Origin of the sequence: Streptomyces sp. NPDC005791, from assembly GCF_042871485.1 — a bacterium.
Classification (GTDB): domain Bacteria; phylum Actinomycetota; class Actinomycetes; order Streptomycetales; family Streptomycetaceae; genus Streptomyces.
In genome coordinates, this window is sequence record NZ_JBIAIP010000015.1 from 1 (window position 1) to 16225 (window position 16225).

At 70.7% G+C, this 16225-nt stretch carries 16 protein-coding genes; 12 read left to right on the forward strand and 4 right to left on the reverse strand.

All coding sequences use genetic code 11. The features are described 5' to 3' along the window. The first annotated feature begins 155 nt into the window (after positions 1 to 155). Both dnaJ and ACFYSH_RS26340 read left to right on the forward strand, forming a co-directional pair. Complete coding sequence (dnaJ, locus tag ACFYSH_RS26335) at positions 156 to 1337, forward strand: molecular chaperone DnaJ (protein ID WP_359476959.1); 1182 nt, start codon at positions 156 to 158, stop codon at positions 1335 to 1337. 1 nt (position 1338) lies between these two features. Continuing rightward, on the forward strand, positions 1339 to 1785 hold the full coding sequence (locus ACFYSH_RS26340; RefSeq protein ID WP_359476956.1) for a heat shock protein transcriptional repressor HspR: 447 nt from the start codon (positions 1339 to 1341) through the stop codon (positions 1783 to 1785). 36 nt (positions 1786 to 1821) lie between these two features. Here ACFYSH_RS26340 and ACFYSH_RS26345 read toward each other — a convergent pair whose 3' ends face one another. Beyond that, positions 1822 to 2832, reverse strand: coding sequence for a LuxR C-terminal-related transcriptional regulator (locus ACFYSH_RS26345; protein WP_388755975.1), 1011 nt, complete (start codon positions 2830 to 2832; stop codon positions 1822 to 1824). Positions 2833 to 3022: 190 nt separating this feature from the next. Then, on the reverse strand, positions 3023 to 4006 hold the full coding sequence (locus ACFYSH_RS26350; protein ID WP_359476950.1) for a helix-turn-helix transcriptional regulator: 984 nt from the start codon (positions 4004 to 4006) through the stop codon (positions 3023 to 3025). A gap of 128 nt (positions 4007 to 4134) precedes the next feature. On the opposite strand from ACFYSH_RS26350, the gene ACFYSH_RS26355 reads away from it, so the two are divergent. Both ACFYSH_RS26355 and ACFYSH_RS26360 read left to right on the forward strand, forming a co-directional pair. Further along, positions 4135 to 4458 carry a 5'-nucleotidase gene (locus tag ACFYSH_RS26355; protein WP_359476947.1) on the forward strand — a complete coding sequence of 108 codons (324 nt, stop codon included), beginning with the start codon at positions 4135 to 4137 and terminating at the stop codon, positions 4456 to 4458. Then, a complete protein-coding gene (locus ACFYSH_RS26360; RefSeq protein WP_099173435.1) occupies positions 4455 to 4775 on the forward strand; it encodes a (2Fe-2S)-binding protein in 321 nt (106 codons plus the stop codon). The genes ACFYSH_RS26355 and ACFYSH_RS26360 overlap by 4 nt, the downstream gene beginning before the upstream one ends. Before the next feature lie 111 nt (positions 4776 to 4886). Here ACFYSH_RS26360 and ACFYSH_RS26365 read toward each other — a convergent pair whose 3' ends face one another. Next, complete coding sequence (locus ACFYSH_RS26365; RefSeq protein ID WP_359476943.1) at positions 4887 to 5288, reverse strand: TIGR03618 family F420-dependent PPOX class oxidoreductase; 402 nt, start codon at positions 5286 to 5288, stop codon at positions 4887 to 4889. Between the two features lie 134 nt (positions 5289 to 5422). Between ACFYSH_RS26365 and clpB the strand changes: the two genes are divergently transcribed. The 3 genes from clpB to ACFYSH_RS26380 all read left to right on the forward strand — a co-directional run bounded on the left by clpB (position 5423) and on the right by ACFYSH_RS26380 (position 10246). Continuing rightward, positions 5423 to 8023 carry an ATP-dependent chaperone ClpB gene (gene clpB / locus ACFYSH_RS26370; RefSeq protein ID WP_359476940.1) on the forward strand — a complete coding sequence of 867 codons (2601 nt, stop codon included), beginning with the start codon at positions 5423 to 5425 and terminating at the stop codon, positions 8021 to 8023. Between the two features lie 338 nt (positions 8024 to 8361). Then, positions 8362 to 9630: an MFS transporter gene (locus ACFYSH_RS26375; RefSeq protein WP_359476936.1), complete on the forward strand. Its 1269-nt coding sequence runs from the start codon at positions 8362 to 8364 to the stop codon at positions 9628 to 9630. A 70-nt stretch (positions 9631 to 9700) separates the two neighbouring features. Beyond that, entirely contained in the window at positions 9701 to 10246 is a 546-nt protein-coding gene (locus ACFYSH_RS26380) for a YbjN domain-containing protein (protein WP_359476933.1), read from the forward strand. Positions 10247 to 10320: 74 nt separating this feature from the next. On the opposite strand, the gene ACFYSH_RS26385 is transcribed toward ACFYSH_RS26380, so the two are convergent. Continuing rightward, complete coding sequence (locus tag ACFYSH_RS26385; RefSeq protein WP_388755828.1) at positions 10321 to 11502, reverse strand: pyridoxal phosphate-dependent aminotransferase; 1182 nt, start codon at positions 11500 to 11502, stop codon at positions 10321 to 10323. Positions 11503 to 11644: 142 nt separating this feature from the next. Between ACFYSH_RS26385 and ACFYSH_RS26390 the strand changes: the two genes are divergently transcribed. From ACFYSH_RS26390 to ACFYSH_RS26410, 5 genes are all read left to right on the forward strand, one after another. Further along, the gene (locus ACFYSH_RS26390) at positions 11645 to 11899 is read left to right on the forward strand and encodes a hypothetical protein (protein WP_359476927.1); all 255 of its coding nucleotides are present in this window, start codon (positions 11645 to 11647) and stop codon (positions 11897 to 11899) included. Positions 11900 to 12209: 310 nt separating this feature from the next. Next, positions 12210 to 12734 (forward strand): DUF2617 family protein, encoded by a 525-nt coding sequence (locus tag ACFYSH_RS26395; protein WP_359476924.1) that lies wholly within the window; start codon positions 12210 to 12212, stop codon positions 12732 to 12734. 128 nt (positions 12735 to 12862) lie between these two features. Next, the gene (locus ACFYSH_RS26400) at positions 12863 to 14461 is read left to right on the forward strand and encodes a polyamine aminopropyltransferase (protein ID WP_359476921.1); all 1599 of its coding nucleotides are present in this window, start codon (positions 12863 to 12865) and stop codon (positions 14459 to 14461) included. Positions 14462 to 14545: 84 nt separating this feature from the next. Continuing rightward, positions 14546 to 15394 (forward strand): SRPBCC domain-containing protein, encoded by an 849-nt coding sequence (locus ACFYSH_RS26405; protein ID WP_359476918.1) that lies wholly within the window; start codon positions 14546 to 14548, stop codon positions 15392 to 15394. Positions 15395 to 15424: 30 nt separating this feature from the next. After that, positions 15425 to 16219: an aldose 1-epimerase gene (locus tag ACFYSH_RS26410; protein WP_359476915.1), complete on the forward strand. Its 795-nt coding sequence runs from the start codon at positions 15425 to 15427 to the stop codon at positions 16217 to 16219. Positions 16220 to 16225: the final 6 nt, after the last annotated feature.

Consider the following 16225-nt stretch of genomic DNA (forward strand, 5'->3'; position numbering starts at 1 on the left):
GGGGGGGGGGCGTGCCGGGGGGGGCCGCCGGGGGGGGGGGGGGGGCCCCCGGGGGGCCGCCCCCCCCCCGCCCGCGGGGGGGGCCCCCCGGGGGGGGGGGGGCCCCCCCCCCCGGCCCCCCCCCCACGGCCCATCGTCCGGAAGGAGGGACGTCGATGAGCACGAAGGACTTCGTCGAGAAGGACTACTACAAGGTTCTCGGCGTCCCCAAGGACGCCACCGACGCCGAGGTCAAGAAGGCGTACCGGAAACTCGCGCGCGAGAACCACCCGGACGCCAACAAGGGCGACGCCAAGGCGGAGGAGCGCTTCAAGGAGATCTCCGAGGCGAACGACGTCCTCGGTGACCCCAAGAAGCGCAAGGAGTACGACGAGGCGCGCGCCCTCTTCGGCAACGGAGGCTTCCGGGCGGGTCCCGGCGGTGCGGGCGGCAACTTCAACTTCGACCTGGGCGACCTCTTCGGAGGTGCTCCGGGTGGCCAGGCTCCGGGCGCCGGTGGCTTCGGCGGCGGCGGTCTGGGCGATGTCTTCGGCGGACTGTTCAACCGTGGCGGCGCGGGCACACGTGTCCAGCCGAAACGCGGCCAGGACATCGAGTCCGAGGTGACGCTCAGCTTCACCGAGGCGGTCGACGGGGCCACGGTCCCGCTGCGGATGTCGAGCCAGGCACCCTGCAAGGCGTGCTCGGGCACCGGCGACAAGAACGGCACCCCGAGGGTCTGTCCGACCTGCGTCGGCACCGGTCAGGTGTCGCGCGGTACCGGCGGCGGATTCTCCCTGACCGACCCCTGCGTGGACTGCAAGGGCCGGGGCCTCATCGCCGAGGACCCCTGTGACGTCTGCAAGGGCAGCGGCCGTGCGAAGTCGGCACGCACGATGCAGGTCAGGATCCCCGCGGGGGTGTCGGACGGCCAGCGGATCCGGCTGCGCGGCAAGGGCAGCCCGGGCGAGCGCGGCGGCCCGGCCGGCGACCTCTACGTCGTCGTCCATGTCGACGCCCACCCGGTCTTCGGCCGTAAGGGCGACAACCTCACCGTCACCGTGCCCGTCACCTTCCCGGAGGCGGCGCTCGGCGGCGAGGTGAAGGTCCCCACGCTCGGCGGTCCTCCGGTCACCCTGAAACTCCCGGCCGGCACGCCCAACGGACGTACGATGCGGGCCCGGGGCAAGGGCGCCGCGCGCAAGGACGGCACCCGGGGCGACCTTCTGGTCACCGTGGAGGTGGCCGTGCCCACGGACCTCGGCGCGGACGCCCAGGACGCGCTGGAGGCCTATCGGAAGGCGACCGCGGGGGAGGACCCGCGGGCGGAGCTGTTCCAGGCTGCGAAGGGAGCTTGAGATGGACGGCCGTCGACGCAATCCGTACCAGCTGACGGACGAATCACCGGTCTACGTGATCTCGATCGCGGCCCAGCTCTCGGGCCTGCACCCGCAGACACTGCGCCAGTACGACCGCCTCGGCCTGGTCTCGCCCGACCGCACGGCCGGGCGCGGTCGGCGCTACTCGGCCCGTGACATCGAACTGCTGCGTACCGTGCAGCAGTTGTCCCAGGACGAGGGCATCAACCTGGCGGGCATCAAGCGGATCATCGAGCTGGAGAACCAGGTGGCCGCGCTCCAGCAGCGTGTCGCGGAGCTCTCGGCGGCGGTGGACGGTGCGGCCGTCGCCATGCAGCAGCGCGAGGCCCAGGTGCACGCCTCCTACCGGCGTGACCTCGTGCCGTACCAGGAGGTGCAGCAGACCAGCGCACTGGTGGTCTGGCGGCCCAAGCGGCCGAAGGACTGAGCCTGGCTGAAGGCCGTCCGGGCCCGCCCCAGGAGTTCACGCTCCGGGGGCGGGCCCTTTCGCTGCCGTCCCCGCGTCCTGGCCGGCGATGCCCGACCGCACCAGGAGCGCCCCCAGGTGGGTGCGGCTGTGGGCGCCGAGCGTCTGCGTGAGCTTGGAGATGTGGGAGCGGCAGGTGCGGACGCTGATGCCCAGCTTGCGGGCCACGACGTCATCGACGTCACCCTCGACCAGCAGGCGGGCGATGCTCTGCTGGACGGCCGTGACCTGGGCGCCGGGCGCGGCCGAGGGCAGTTGCTGCGCGAAGGGGACGGCCTGGGCCCAGAGGACCTCGTAGACCTGGACGAGGTAGGCGACCAGGGCGGGATGGCGCAGTTGCAGAGCCATGGTGCGATCCGGCGTCGCGGGGATGAACGCGACGTCGCGGTCGAAGATGATCAGCCTCTCCACCGTCTGCTCGGTGGTCCGCACCTGTAGGTGGTCGGGGGATATCTGGGCCAGGTAGTCCCTGATGTTGGTGCTGTAGCGGGCCGGGTGCTGGTAGATGTGCCGGAGCTGGGCGCCGCGCCCGATGGCGGTCCTGGCGTTGGTGATGGCCCATCGCATCCCGTTCAGCGGCCGGTTGCTGCCCGGCTGGGCGGTGAGGACCTGTTCGGTGGCGGAGGCACTCGCCTCGCGCAGGGCCGCCTCGATCGCCGGTCTTCCTTCGAGCACCGTGATGGCGAGATCGGGGTCGGCACTGGCGACGCCGGCCAGGGGTGCCAGCGATCTGCTGAGAGCGGCGGCGAGCTGCAGGCGCTCGTCCAGTTCGCGGGTGAGGGGCTGGAGCAGGTGGGCCAGGGCGGCTGACGGGGGCACCGGACGCATCCAGGTGTCGTCCTGCGGATCAGGGTGGACGACGGCCATGTCGATCAGACACGGCACGGACTCGAGTGCGGTCGCGGGGATGCGCCCGGCGCGCACCGCCTCCTCGTACAGCCGGACGGCCGGGTCGCACAGTGTCCTCGAACCGTGCGGATGCGCGTGGTTTGCCTCGTCCGTGATGATTTGGTGACCCCTCACTTCGTGCAGTGCAACAAGATGACGGTGGTGGAAGCGTGGTGGTGGGGGGAGTGTGGGTGGTGTTGCGGGAGCCGCCGGTCTTCCCCTTCGGTGCGGGGCGTGGACGCGCCCCTTTCCGTCGCGCGGTTGCGCCCGCCGGCCCGGGGGGTGGGGGACGTCCGGGGGGATCGCCCGGTCAGGAATCTTGGTCCAGGATGCCTGACCGGGCGATGAGGTAACCGAGTTGGGCGCGGCTGGTGCTGCCGAGCGTGGCGGACAGCTTGGCCACGTGCGCCCGGCAGGTACGGACGTTCATGCCGAGACGACGGGCTATGGAATCGTCCACGTGCCCCTCGACGAGGAGCTGCGCTATGGAACGCTGGACACCGCTGATCCCCTTGGGCGGCGGTTCGTACCGGACCTCCCCGAGCAACGGGGACGCACGGCTCCAGAGCTGTTCGAACACCTTCACCAGGTAGTTGACCAGGCCCGGGTGGCGGAGTTCGAGGGCGACCCCGTCGTCGTTCCGGGCGGGTATGAAGGCCACGGTCCGGTCGAAGACGAGGAGGCGCTCGATGAGCTCCTCCAGGGTGCGGATCTCCACCTTGCCCTGGGACAGGCGGGCCGCGTAGGCGAGTGTCCCCTGGCTGTGCCGGACGGTGTGCTGGTAGAGCGTCCGCATGCTGACGCCCCGGTCGACGACCGACAGGGCGCGCTCCAGGCCTTCGCTGAGACGGTCCTCGCCCCGGTCCCCACCGGGCTGGACGGTGAGCACCTCCGTGCGGCACTCGGCGGTGGCCAGGTCGAGTGCGGCGTTGATCCTGTTGCCGCCCTCCAGCACCGTGATGGCGTGGGTGGTCGGCGGGTCCTGGGCGCTGATGTCCATGAAGGGCTCGAACGATTCGGCCAGCGCGACGGAACGCCGCCTGCGTTCCTTGATCTCGCGCTCTATGGGATGCAGACGCTGGGCCAGAGCGGCGGACGGAGGGACCGGGCGGAGCCAGGCCGTGTCGTCCGGATCCGGGTGCAGCAGCGCGAAGTCCATCAGGCAGGGGGCGGGGTCGACTTCCACCCGGGAGATCCGGCCGGAACGAAGAGCACTGGCGTAGAGGCGTTTTCCCTCGTCGCACAGCTCGGTGACCCCATGGGGATGTGTCCCTGTTGCGTCGCTTGTAGCCATATCTCCACCCCCCAGCTTCCTGAACATGCAGGAACATGATGCATCGTCCTGGTGGCGTTGTGTGGCCCGGGTGAGACATCGTCGTGGATGCGGGGGAGAGGAATCCACAAGTGAGGACGAAGCCGACTATGGATAAGCGAAAGCTTCGCTCGGTGCTTGCTGCCGCGTTCGTCGCGGCCCTGGGCTTCGGCGTGACGGCCGGCCTGGCCGGCAGCGCGTCCGGGCCTGGCGAGATCAGCTGGTCGGAGCAGGCGGCTGGGCCGGGGGAGATCAGCTGGGGCATGCCTGCTTCCGCTCCGGGCGAGATCAGCTGGGGCATGCCCGCGGCTGCTCCCGGCGAGATCAGCTGGTTCGTCCAGGCAGCGGGGCCCGGTGAGATCAGCTGGGGTATGCCCGCTTCCGCTTCGGACGAGATCAGCTGGAGCGCGCCCGCAGGCGTCGCGAGCGCATGACCACGCCCCCGGACGACCGCACCTTCCGGCGGGAGATGGCCACGGCCTATCGGTCAGGGTGGCATTTCATCGATCTGCTCACGGCACTGACCCGCCAGGGCGATTCGTTGATGGTCACCCTGTTCGGAGAGCCGATTCTGGTCGTGATGGAAACGGATGACGACATCCGCGCCTATCGCTGTCTACGCCGGCCTCGCGGAGCACCGCAACCGGTTCGCTGTGCCGTGAGGTACGGCATGATTTTCGTGAATCTCGATCAGCGCGACCATGAGCTGTTCGAACAAGAAGCCATTTCCGCCACCCCCCGCAGTGCCTGAACGATTCCCCCGTTTTCACCTATCGTTCCGGCACTTCCCCCACACAGCGGCGCCATCGTGACCTGAACACGATGGCGCCGTTGTGCTGCCCGGGAATTCCCCGCGCATTGTTCAGGCATTTCCGAGGGCCCGGTCGACGGTGATCTCGATGACGATGCGCTCGGGGTTGGGCCGCGGAGTCCGCTCGTAGCGCTCCGCGTAGCGGCGTACCGCGTCCTGGATCTCGTCGGGCTCCGTGCGGACCACCGCCCGGCCCTCCAGGGTCGCCCAGCGGCGCCCCTGCATCTGGCAGACCGCGACCCGTGCCCCTTCCGGCCCCGCCGCCCGCACGTGGGCGGCCTTTCGCGTGTTCCTGCCGGTGATCACGCGGGCGATCCGCGTCTCGGGGTCGTACGTCACGCCGACGGGCACCACGTGCGGTGTGCCGTCCGGGCGGAGCGTGGTCAGGGTGCACACATGGCGCTCCCGCCAGAAGGCGAGGTACTCGGGTCCGGGGTTGCGTAGGTCAGGCATGGGGCCAGCCTAGATACAGCGGGATCCGGGGCCCGAGGTGGCATCCGTCGTCCTTGAGTGGAATAGACTCAACTTTGTACCCGTTGTGCGAGTCATAGCCCCTGAAGTACCAGCACGAGGAGGAGACAGCGCCCGTGGACGCCGAGCTGACCAACAAGAGCCGGGACGCCCTCAACGCGGCCACCAGCAGGGCCGTCAAGGACGGACATCCGGACCTGACCCCCGGGCACCTGCTGCTTGCACTGCTCGCGGGCGAGGACAACGCGAACATCATCGATCTGCTGGCCGCCGCCGAGGCCGATCAGGTGGCCGTTCGCGAGGAGACCGAGCGGCTCCTGGGCGCACTGCCCAGCGTCACCGGGTCGACCGTCGCGCCACCGCAGCCGAGTCGGGATCTGCTCGCCGTCCTCGCGGACGCCGACCAGCGGGCCAAGGAGCTCGGAGACGACTACCTCTCCACCGAGCACCTGCTGATCGCCCTCGCGGCGAAGGGCGGCCGTACCGGTGAGATCCTCGACGGACAGGGAGCCAGCGCCAAGAAGCTGCTGGACGCGTTCGAGAAGAGCAGGGGAGGGCGCCGGGTGACCACTCCCGACCCCGAGGGCCAGTACAAGGCCCTGGAGAAGTTCGGCACCGACTTCACGGCTGCCGCGCGCGAGGGCAAGCTGGACCCGGTCATCGGCCGCGACCAGGAGATCCGCCGCGTCGTGCAGGTGCTGTCGCGCCGCACGAAGAACAACCCGGTGCTCATCGGTGAGCCCGGCGTCGGCAAGACGGCCGTCGTCGAAGGGCTCGCCCAGCGCATCGTCAAGGGCGACGTCCCCGAGTCCCTGCGGAACAAGCGGCTCGTCTCCCTCGACCTCGGCGCGATGGTCGCCGGCGCCAAGTACCGCGGCGAGTTCGAGGAACGCCTCAAGACGGTCCTCTCCGAGATCAAGGAGAGCGACGGGCAGATCATCACCTTCATCGACGAGCTGCACACCGTCGTCGGTGCGGGCGCCGGCGGTGACTCCGCCATGGACGCGGGCAACATGCTCAAGCCGATGCTCGCCCGCGGTGAGCTCCGCATGGTCGGCGCCACCACGCTCGACGAGTACCGCGAGCGCATCGAGAAGGACCCCGCCCTGGAGCGCCGCTTCCAGCAGGTCCTGGTGGCCGAGCCGTCCGTCGAGGACACCATCGCGATCCTCCGTGGCCTCAAGGGGCGCTACGAGGCGCACCACAAGGTACAGATCGCCGACTCCTCGCTGGTGGCCGCCGCGACGCTCTCCGACCGCTACATCACCTCCCGGTTCCTCCCCGACAAGGCCATCGACCTCGTCGACGAGGCGGCCTCCCGGCTCCGCATGGAGATCGACTCCTCGCCCCTGGAGATCGACGAGCTCCAGAGGTCCGTCGACCGGCTGCACATGGAGGAGCTGGCCCTCAAGAACGAGTCCGACGCGGGGTCCAAGCAGCGTCTGGAGAAGATCCGCCGCGACCTCGCCGACAAGGAGGAGGAGCTGCGCGGTCTCACCGCACGCTGGGAGAAGGAGAAGCAGGGCCTGAACCGCGTCGGTGAGCTCAAGGAGCGGCTCGACGAGCTGCGGGGCCAGGCCGAGCGCGCCCAGCGCGACGGTGACTTCGACACCGCCTCCAAGCTGCTCTACGGGGAGATCCCCGGTCTGGAGCGTGAGCTGGCCGAGGCGGACGAGGCCGAGCAGGAGGCAGCCGAGGACACCATGGTCAAGGAGGAGGTCGGCCCGGACGACATCGCCGACGTCGTCGGAGCCTGGACCGGCATCCCCGCCGGACGCCTCCTGGAGGGCGAGACCCAGAAGCTGCTGCGGATGGAGTCCGAGCTGGGCAGGCGGCTGATCGGCCAGACCGAGGCCGTGCGGTCCGTGTCGGACGCCGTGCGCCGTACGCGTGCGGGGATCGCCGACCCCGACCGGCCCACCGGCTCGTTCCTCTTCCTCGGACCGACCGGCGTGGGCAAGACGGAGCTGGCCAAGGCGCTCGCGGACTTCCTGTTCGACGACGAGCGGGCCATGATCCGCATCGACATGAGCGAGTACGGCGAGAAGCACAGCGTCGCCCGGCTCGTCGGCGCTCCGCCCGGCTACGTCGGCTACGAGGAGGGCGGCCAGCTCACGGAGGCGGTCCGCCGCCGCCCGTACAGCGTCGTGCTGCTCGACGAGGTCGAGAAGGCCCACCCCGAGGTCTTCGACATCCTGCTCCAGGTGCTCGACGACGGCCGGCTCACCGACGGGCAGGGCCGGACGGTGGACTTCCGCAACACCATCCTGGTCCTCACGTCGAACCTGGGCAGCCAGTTCCTGGTCGACCCCCTGACCGAGCCCGAGGTGAAGAAGGAGCGGGTGCTGGGCGTCGTGCGCGCCTCGTTCAAGCCGGAGTTCCTCAACCGGCTCGACGACCTGGTCGTCTTCTCCGCCCTCTCCGGGGACGAGCTGGCCCACATCGCGGGGCTCCAGGTGGCCCGTCTCGCCGGCCGTCTGGCGGACCGCCGGATCCACCTGGACGTCAGCCCGGACGCCCTGGCCTGGCTGGCGGAGGAGGGCAACGACCCGGCGTACGGCGCCCGGCCGTTGCGCCGTCTCATCCAGACCGCGATCGGCGACCGGCTCGCGAAGGAGATCCTCGCGGGCGAGGTCAAGGACGGCGACACGGTCCGGGTGGACCGGGCCGGCGACGGACTGATCGTGGGGACCGCACCGGCGGCGAAGACCCTGTAGGCGAGAACCCGCACCGTGTGTCCCCGGCCGGACGCTCTCGCGTCCCGGCCGGGGACACATGTGTGTGCGGCTCCCGGGGATATTGATGTGTGTAGCCGACACGCTCTCGGCGCATCCGCCTGCGCCACGGAATTCCCGTTCCGTGGCTGAACGGCTGATGCGAAACCCGCCCGGTTCCGCTATTTGTATCAGGGCGATACATATCTGTGCCCCCCTTTTCGAATCGGAGCAGCGGCTGCGCGGGAGACAGTGGTCCGCGCAATACCGGGCCACTCCCGCCCCATTTCCTTTACGGCGGAAGCGGCGATGTCGAATTCGTGAGCCGGTAAGGTACGCGCATGACGGAGCGGATACCCGGCGAGGCGAGCGCGGAGCCGAGGAATTGCAGAAGTGACAGTCTCCTTCGCCTGCGCGAATTCCGTGCCCTGTGGGCGGCTTCCGCGCAGTCGGTGACGGGCGACCAGCTGGCGCGCGTGGCGCTGTCCCTGCTGGTGTTCGAACGCACCGAGTCGGCCGGCTGGACCGCGGCGACCTATGCGCTGACGACCCTGCCCGCCCTGCTGTCCGGGGTGCTCCTCTCCGGCCTCGCCGACCGTTTCCCCCGGCGTACGGTCATGATCGGGTGCGACCTGGTCCGCGCCGTCCTCGTCGGGCTGATGGCCCTGCCCGGTACGCCCCTGCCGCTGCTGGCCGGGCTGCTGGTGCTGGCACAGCTCGCCGAGGCGCCGTTCGGGGCGTCGCAGGGCGCCCTGATGCCGGCCGTCCTGGGCGAGCGCCTGTACGAGCGGGGGCAGCGGGTCATGCTGATCACCCACCAGGCCGGACAGCTGGTCGGCTTCGCCGTCGGCGGGGCCCTCGTCGTATGGCTGGGGAGCCATCTCTCCCTGGGACTGAACGCGGCGACGTTCCTGATCTCCGCCGCCCTGATCAGGCTGGGTGTGAAGGCGCGGCCGGTGGACGCCGGGAGCGACGCGCGGCCGAAGCGGATGCACACCCAGGTGGGAAGGGCCGCCGCACTGATCTGGTCGGACCACCGGCTGCGGTCGCTGGTCGCGCTCGGCTGGCTGGCGGGGTTCATCATGCTGCCGGAGGGCCTGGCCGTCCCCTTCGCGGAGGAGGCCGACGGGAGCGCCGCGTCGGTGGGGCTGCTGCTCGCCGCGCATCCCGCCGGAATGGTGCTGGGTGCGGCGCTCCTGGGGCGCGCGGGCTTCGGCGTCGAGCGGCGCCGCAGGCTGCTCGGTCCGCTGGCGGTGGGTGCGAACCTGCCGCTGGTCGTCTACTGGGCGGGCCCCGGCGTGGGGGTGGCCCTGCTGGTGCTCCTGGTGTCGGGCTTCTTCTCCGCCTACCAGATCACCGCGGGGGCGACCTTCGTCCTGCTCACCCCGGCCGACCAGCGCGGTCAGGCCCTGGGCCTGGCCAGGTCGGGGCTCACCGCCATGCAGGGGATCGGCGTCGCGGCGGGCGGAGTGGCGGCGGAGCTGTCCGGTTCGTCGGCCCGGGCGATCGGGGGGGCGGGGCTCGTCGGCACGGCCTGCGCGGTCGTGATCGCGGTTTCCTGGGCGCGGGCCAGGGGGACGGGCGCGGGGGCGATTCCCATGAGCGCGTAGGACTACCGGCCGCGATCGCGGCTAGGGTCGGAGCCAGGAAACCACGTGCGATCCACAGGAGTACCCAGCGATGTCTATCGACCCGTCCTCGATCCCCAACTTCGGGGGTCAGCCCGAACCGCAGGCGTCAGGACCCGAGGGCCCCGTGGTCCCCGACCAGGACCTCGTCAAGCAGCTTCTCGAGCAGATGGAGCTGAAGTTCGTCGTCGACGACGAGGGCGACCTCGCCGCGCCGTGGGAAGACTTCCGGACGTACTTCATGTTCCGTGGCGAGGAGGAGCAGCAGGTCTTCTCGGTCCGGACCTTCTACGACCGTCCGCATGCCCTGGACCAGCGCGCCGTCCTGCTCGACGCGATCGACGACTGGAACCGCCGCACTCTGTGGCCCAAGGTCTACACGCACGCCCACGAGGGTGAGGAGGGCGCCGCGGGCTCCGTACGGCTCGTCGGTGAGGCGCAGATGCTCATCGGCACCGGTGTCAGCCTGGAGCACTTCGTCTCCTCGACGGTCAGCTGGGTGCGGGCCTCGATCGAGTTCGACAAGTGGCTCGTGGACCGTCTGGGCCTGGAGCCCGGCGAGAAGCAGGCCGAGGGCGAGGAGCCCACGGAGGCCTGAACCGGCCGACGCACAGCAGAGGCCCGGTCCGGGGCGCGGCCGACGCCCCCGGACCGGGCCTCCGACGTGTGCGGTCAGGATGCCCGGAGGCCCTTCAGCCGGGTGACCGCCTCGGTGAGTACGTCCGTGCGCTTGCAGAACGCGAAGCGTACGAACGGCGCTCCCTGCTCGCGGTGGTCGTAGAAGACCGCGTTGGGGACGGCGACGACCCCGCAGCGCTCGGGGAGCGCCCGGCAGAAGGCGAAGCCGTCGCTCCCGTGGCCGAGCGGACGGATGTCGGTGGTGACGAAGTACGTCCCGGCGGGCTCGTAGACCTCGAAGCCGGCCTCGGCGAGGCCGGCGCTCAGCAGGTCGCGCTTGGCCCGCAGGCCGGCGCGCAGCTCGTCGAAATAGCTGTCGGGCAGCCGCAGGGCCTCGGCGACGGCGTACTGGAGGGGTCCCCCGGAGACGTAGGTCAGGAACTGCTTGGCGGTGCGGACCGCAGTGACCAGCTCAGGGCTCGCGGTGATCCAGCCGATCTTCCAGCCCGTCAGCGAGAAGGTCTTGCCCGCACTGCTGATGGTGACCGTGCGTTCCCGCATCCCGGGGAAGGACGCGAGGGGGATGTGCTCACCCTCGAAGACGAGGTGTTCGTAGACCTCGTCGGTGACGACCAGGAGGTCCCGCTCGCAGGCGAGTGCGGCGACGGCGGCCAGCTCGTCCCGGGTCAGGACGGTGCCGGTGGGGTTGTGCGGTGTGTTGAGCAGGATCAGCCGGGTGCGGGGCGTGACGGCGGCGCGCAGCTCGTCGAGGTCGAGCCGGTAGGCGCCTTCGTGGGGCCGCAACGTGACGGGGACGCGGGTACCGCCCGCCATGGCGACGCAGGCGGCGTACGAGTCGTAGTACGGCTCCAGGGCGATGACCTCGTCGCCGGGCTCCAGGAGGGCCAGCAGGGAGGCGGCGACCGCTTCCGTGGCGCCCGTGGTGACCAGGACCTCGGTATCGGGGTCGTACTCCAGGCCGTAGTGCCGCTGCTGGTGCTCCGTGACCGCGGAGCGCAGCTCGGGGACGCCGGGGCCGGGCGGGTACTGGTTGCCGTGGCCGGCGCGCAGGGCCCGGACCGCGGCCTCGCGGACCTCCTCGGGGCCGTCGGTGTCGGGGAAACCCTGGCCGAGGTTGATGGAGCCGGTCCGTACGGCCAGCGTCGACATCTCCGCGAAGATCGTCGTGCCGAACTCGGTGAGGCGGCGGTTGAGCAGCGGTCGTCCCTGTGTCATGGACGCCATCCTGTGCCGAAGCTCTGGAGTTGCTCAAGTCTGCTTTGGCTCCGGCGGGGCGTGGGAATCGAACGGTCAGCAGGACACGGGGGCCTCGCATCGGGGGCTTCGGGGGTACGGGGGACAGAAGGATGTGAGGTCGGTGGAATTGTTCTTTTTCATCGTGTTCCTGGTGATCGTGGTGGTCGGGATCGCCGCCCTGGCCTCGAGTTCGGGGGGCAGGAAGAAGTCGAGGGCGGGGCGCAGCGGGCGCCGCGGTTCCGGCGGTGGCGGGGGAGGGGACTCCCACGTCGGCAGCTGGTGGGCCGGGGACAGCGGCGGTGGTCATTCCTGTGGCGGCGGCAGCAGCAGTAGCTGCGGCGGCGGAGGCGGCGGCTGCGGGGGCGGCGGCAACTGAGACTGGTCCGCCCGCCCCCGCACGGGGTCGGGACGGGTGTGCCACAGGTGCCCGGCGGGGGTGAACTCCCGCCGGGCACCTTTTTGTTGGGAGTTCCTGGAACAGGTGAACCGTCCTGCCCCCTGAGGGATGGAAACCGCGGCAAGTTGGGTAAAAACGCTGTGAGCGCGACGTACTTCGTGATTGCATCGAAGTAGAGAACATTCAGCCCCCGGGCCCCAGTTGGGCCGGATCGGGCTCCTCATCCCCCGATTGCGCCGACGGGGAAACCTCCTGTCCATGTGTTTCTGTGCGTTTGCGGAGCCGATCCATGCTCACCACCCTCCAGACCTCCTATTCCGACACCCGTGCTGCCGATCTGGCATGGACGCTCGGGCGGGAGCCGCTGCCCGCCCTGGCTGTACTCGAACTCGAACTGGCAGGAGCGAAAGTCCAGTTGAGGCTGCTCGGCGCCTCCCATCAGGTACTCCTGGAACAGGACCGCCGTACGTGCTCCGAGACCGTGGCCTGTCTGCCGGGCAGCAGCTCACCGCTGCCGCTGGGCGTCGCCGAGAGCATCGGTGACTGGGACTACGAATTCGCGGCGCGCGTCGAGACGCTCTCCCAGGGCTCGTTCGCAGGGCGCGCGCAGGAGTTGCTCGCACTGGTGAGCGATCACCCGCACGGACTGGCGGGGACGTTTCCCGGCAGCCCGTACGCCTTCACCGCGATGCTGGCGCAGCGGACGGAGGAGGGGCAGGTGCGCTGGCGGACCTGGCACGCGTATCCGCAGGAGGGGCAGTTGGTGGTGACCCGTACGTGTGTGGGGGTGCGGGTGCCGGCCGCGGTGTCGTGAGGGGGGTGCGGAATCCGTCCTGGTCCGTCCGGGGTAGGGCGCCGTGGGCCCGGCGTGCGTGCGGCGCGCCTCACTTGCACCCGTGTGGGTGACAAGCAGCGACCTTCTGGTCACGTAGCGTTCGTTTCATGATCGACCAGCGGGTACCACTGCGAGAGGAAGCGGCAGCGCTTCCCGTACGGCCGAGGACCGGCCGGTTCCTCGTGCTGGCCGTGGTCTTCGTCTGCGCCGCCTGCGGTCTGGTCTACGAGCTGGAACTGGTCGCTCTGGCCTCGTACCTGATCGGTGACTCGGTCACCCAGGCCTCCGTGGTGCTGTCCGTGATGGTCTTCGCGATGGGCATCGGGTCCCTCCTCGCGAAACGTTTACGCAGCCGCGCCGCTGTGGGATTCGGGCTGCTCGAGGCCGTGCTCGCGCTCGTAGGCGGCACCTCGGCCCTCGTCCTCTACGCGTCCTTCGCCTGGCTCGGGGAGTCGCGGTACGCGCTGGTCGGTTTCTCGCTCGCGATCGGGATCCTGATCGGCGCGGAGATCCCGTTGCTGATGACGCTGATCCAGCGGGTCGACCGGCAGGACGCGGGCGGGGCCGTCGCGGATCTCTTCGCCGCCGACTACGTGGGCGCGCTCGTCGGAGGGCTCGCCTTCCCGTTCCTGCTGCTGCCGATGATGGGCCAGCTGACCGGGGCGCTCTTCACCGGCGCGGTCAACGCGGCGGCGGGTGGTGCGCTGGTGCTGTGGGTGTTCCGGCGCGACCTGAGCCGGCGGTCACGCCGGCTGCTGATCGTCGTCGACGTCACGGTGATCGTCCTGTTGGCCACTGCGTCCGCCCTGGTCGACGACTTCGAGCGCGCGGCGCGGCGCGCGGTGTACGGCGACGAGGTGCGGGTCGCCCGGCAGACCGAGGTGCAGGAGATCGTCCTCACCGGTTCCAGGCGCGGCGCGCTCGACCTCTATCTGGACGGCCGGCTCCGGGTCAGCTCCCGGGACGAGCGCCGGTACCACGAGGCGCTCGTGCACCCCGCGATGAACGGGGCCCACCAGCGGGTGCTCATCCTGGGCGGGGGCGACGGCCTGGCCGCCCGCGAAGTGCTGCGCTACCCGGGTGTCGGATCCGTCGTGGTGGTGGAACTCGATCCGGCCGTCACCCGACTGGCCCGCACGGATCCGGCGCTCGCCGGGTTGAACGGGCACGCGTTCGACGACCCCCGGCTGACAACGGTCACCGGGGACGCCTTCACCTGGCTGCGGGTCACGCACGACCGATACGACGTGGTGATCTCGGACCTTCCGGACCCGGGGATCACGGAGAGCACGAAGCTGTACGCCGCCGAGTTCTACGGACTGGTCGCGGGTGCGTTGGACCCGGGCGGGCGGCTGGTGGTGCACGCGGGGGCGCCGAGCAGCAGGCCGACGACGTTCTGGACGGTGGAGGCGTCGGTACGGGCGGGCGGGCTGGAGCCCCTGCCGTACAGCGTCGACGGGCGTCTCACCGGCTTCGCTGCGGGCCCGGACCGGGCCACGGAGGGGGCGGACGCGCCACGGGACTGGGGATTCGTGCTGGCCGCCCGGCAGAACACGGGCGGGTTCGGCATGGACCCGGGAGCGCCGGCCCTGCGGACGCTGGAGGAGCGGGAGTTGCTGGCCGGCCGACGCGCGGCGGAGCGGATGCGGCAGCACGGGGTGCTCCCGTCGACACTCGTCCACCCGCGGTACCGGGAGGAACCCTGAGCACGGTGGGGCGGTGCGGTCCGTACGGCGGCCGGGGCGTGGAAGCGCTGACGGGACGGCCGGGGCTGAGTAGGCTCGGGTGGTATGGAGCATGAGGTGTTCGTTCCGGTTCCGGTCTCGTCCCTGCGTCGGACGCTGGGTGATCCCGCACGTGTCGCGCGCTGTGTGCCAGGTCTTCAGCAGGATGCCGACGCGTCGGCGGGCCCGTTGGCGGGCCGGCTGAGATTCCGGGCCGACGGCCACACGATCACGTACCGCGGTGCGCTGACGCTGCGGCCCTCCGGCGGGGGTGACTCCTTCTCCGTGACCGGGGAGGGAACAGAGGCTCGGGGCACGGGCTCGGCGAAGCTGGAACTGACCGTCGGCCTCACGGAGACGGACGGTGGGACGACGATCGGTTTCACCGGCACGGCGAGCGGTGACGGCCGCATCGTGGACCTGGACGCGGCCGTGGCACTCGCGGCGGCGCAGCGGTTGCTGGACCGCTTCACGCAGCAACTGGTGACGGAGTCCCTCGCGGCGCGGGACGGTGCGCCGGAGCAGACCGTGTCCGAGGCGCCACCGTCTCCTCCGGCTCCTGACGCGTCTGCCGAGCCGCCGTCTACGGCTCCCGACGCGTCTGCCGAGCCGCCGTCCGCCGATAAGGAGCCGGTGTTCGACGCGCCGGTGCCGCCGTCGCCCGACCCGTCCGCGGAGCTGGAATTCACCGTGCCGGACGAGCCGCCCGCCGAGGCCGCGCACGCCCGCCGCACCATGATCGGCCGTAGCACGGAGGAGGTCGACCACGCCCCGCCGCGCGGCCGGTACGCCCCCGTGCCGTCGCCCGAGGCAGGCGCCGTGGGCATCACGCTGCGCTGGGCCGCCCCGGCAGCAGCTTTGGCGATCGTCTCGGCCGTGGTGGTGGGCAGGGCTCTGCGGCGCAGGAGGCCGTGAGAAGCCGCCCCACGCCAGTAGTGTCGGGGGGTGAGCAGAGTTGTGGAGAACGCCCGGCTGACCGCCGGCGACGTCGAATTGACCGTTGACCCCGTTCATGGCTGCCGGATCAGCAGCCTGTGGATCGGGGGCACCGAAATGCTGCGCCAGGGCGAGCGGTACGGCTGCTTCCCCATGGTGCCGTGGTGCGGCCGCACCGAGAACGGCCTGTTCCGCAACGGCGGGGAGCCACACCGGTTGCCGCTGAACTCCCCGCCGCACGCCATTCACGGCACCGGCCGTGACACCGCCTGGAAGCTTGCCCGGCATGAGGAGGCCGAGGCGGCCTTCTTCTACGACCTGGCCGACCCATGGCCGTACGAGGGCCGGGTGACGCAGTCATTCGAGCTGACCGAGGACTCGCTGACCCTGAGCCTCGGCATCGAGACGTACGGGGACTCGTTCCCCGCTCAGGCCGGGTGGCACCCCTGGTTCCTCCGGAACCTCGGCGGCCAGGACGTCCACATCGCTTTCGACGCGGCCTGGCAGGAGGAGCGCGGTGACAACCACCTGCCGACCGGACGCCGGATCGACCCCCGGCCCGGCCCCTGGGACGACTGCTTCGGGATGCCCGCCGGCGTCGACGTACAGCTCACCTGGCCGGAGCAGCTGGAGCTGACGGTCAAGAGCCGTGACGAATGGGTGGTGATCTACGACGAGCAGGCGGAGGCGGTCTGCGTCGAGCCGCAGTCCGGGCCGCCGAACGGCCTGAACACGGCCCCCCGGCTGGTCACTCCGATCGAGCCCCTGGAGATCACGACCACCTGGAACTGGGTACGGCTCTGACCCTCC

Bases quoted from the DNA above. Each gene is read 5' to 3' on its own strand.
- dnaJ (WP_359476959.1), top strand. From the start codon at position 156: ATGAGCACGAAGGACTTCGTCGAGAAGGACTACTACAAGGTTCTCGGC.
- ACFYSH_RS26340 (WP_359476956.1), top strand. From the start codon at position 1,339: ATGGACGGCCGTCGACGCAATCCGTACCAGCTGACGGACGAATCACCG.
- ACFYSH_RS26350 (WP_359476950.1), bottom strand. From the start codon at position 4,006: ATGGCTACAAGCGACGCAACAGGGACACATCCCCATGGGGTCACCGAG.
- ACFYSH_RS26355 (WP_359476947.1), top strand. From the start codon at position 4,135: ATGGATAAGCGAAAGCTTCGCTCGGTGCTTGCTGCCGCGTTCGTCGCG.
- ACFYSH_RS26360 (WP_099173435.1), top strand. From the start codon at position 4,455: ATGACCACGCCCCCGGACGACCGCACCTTCCGGCGGGAGATGGCCACG.
- ACFYSH_RS26365 (WP_359476943.1), bottom strand. From the start codon at position 5,288: ATGCCTGACCTACGCAACCCCGGACCCGAGTACCTCGCCTTCTGGCGG.
- ACFYSH_RS26375 (WP_359476936.1), top strand. From the start codon at position 8,362: ATGACGGAGCGGATACCCGGCGAGGCGAGCGCGGAGCCGAGGAATTGC.
- ACFYSH_RS26380 (WP_359476933.1), top strand. From the start codon at position 9,701: ATGTCTATCGACCCGTCCTCGATCCCCAACTTCGGGGGTCAGCCCGAA.
- ACFYSH_RS26385 (WP_388755828.1), bottom strand. From the start codon at position 11,502: ATGACACAGGGACGACCGCTGCTCAACCGCCGCCTCACCGAGTTCGGC.
- ACFYSH_RS26395 (WP_359476924.1), top strand. From the start codon at position 12,210: ATGCTCACCACCCTCCAGACCTCCTATTCCGACACCCGTGCTGCCGAT.
- ACFYSH_RS26400 (WP_359476921.1), top strand. From the start codon at position 12,863: ATGATCGACCAGCGGGTACCACTGCGAGAGGAAGCGGCAGCGCTTCCC.
- ACFYSH_RS26405 (WP_359476918.1), top strand. From the start codon at position 14,546: ATGGAGCATGAGGTGTTCGTTCCGGTTCCGGTCTCGTCCCTGCGTCGG.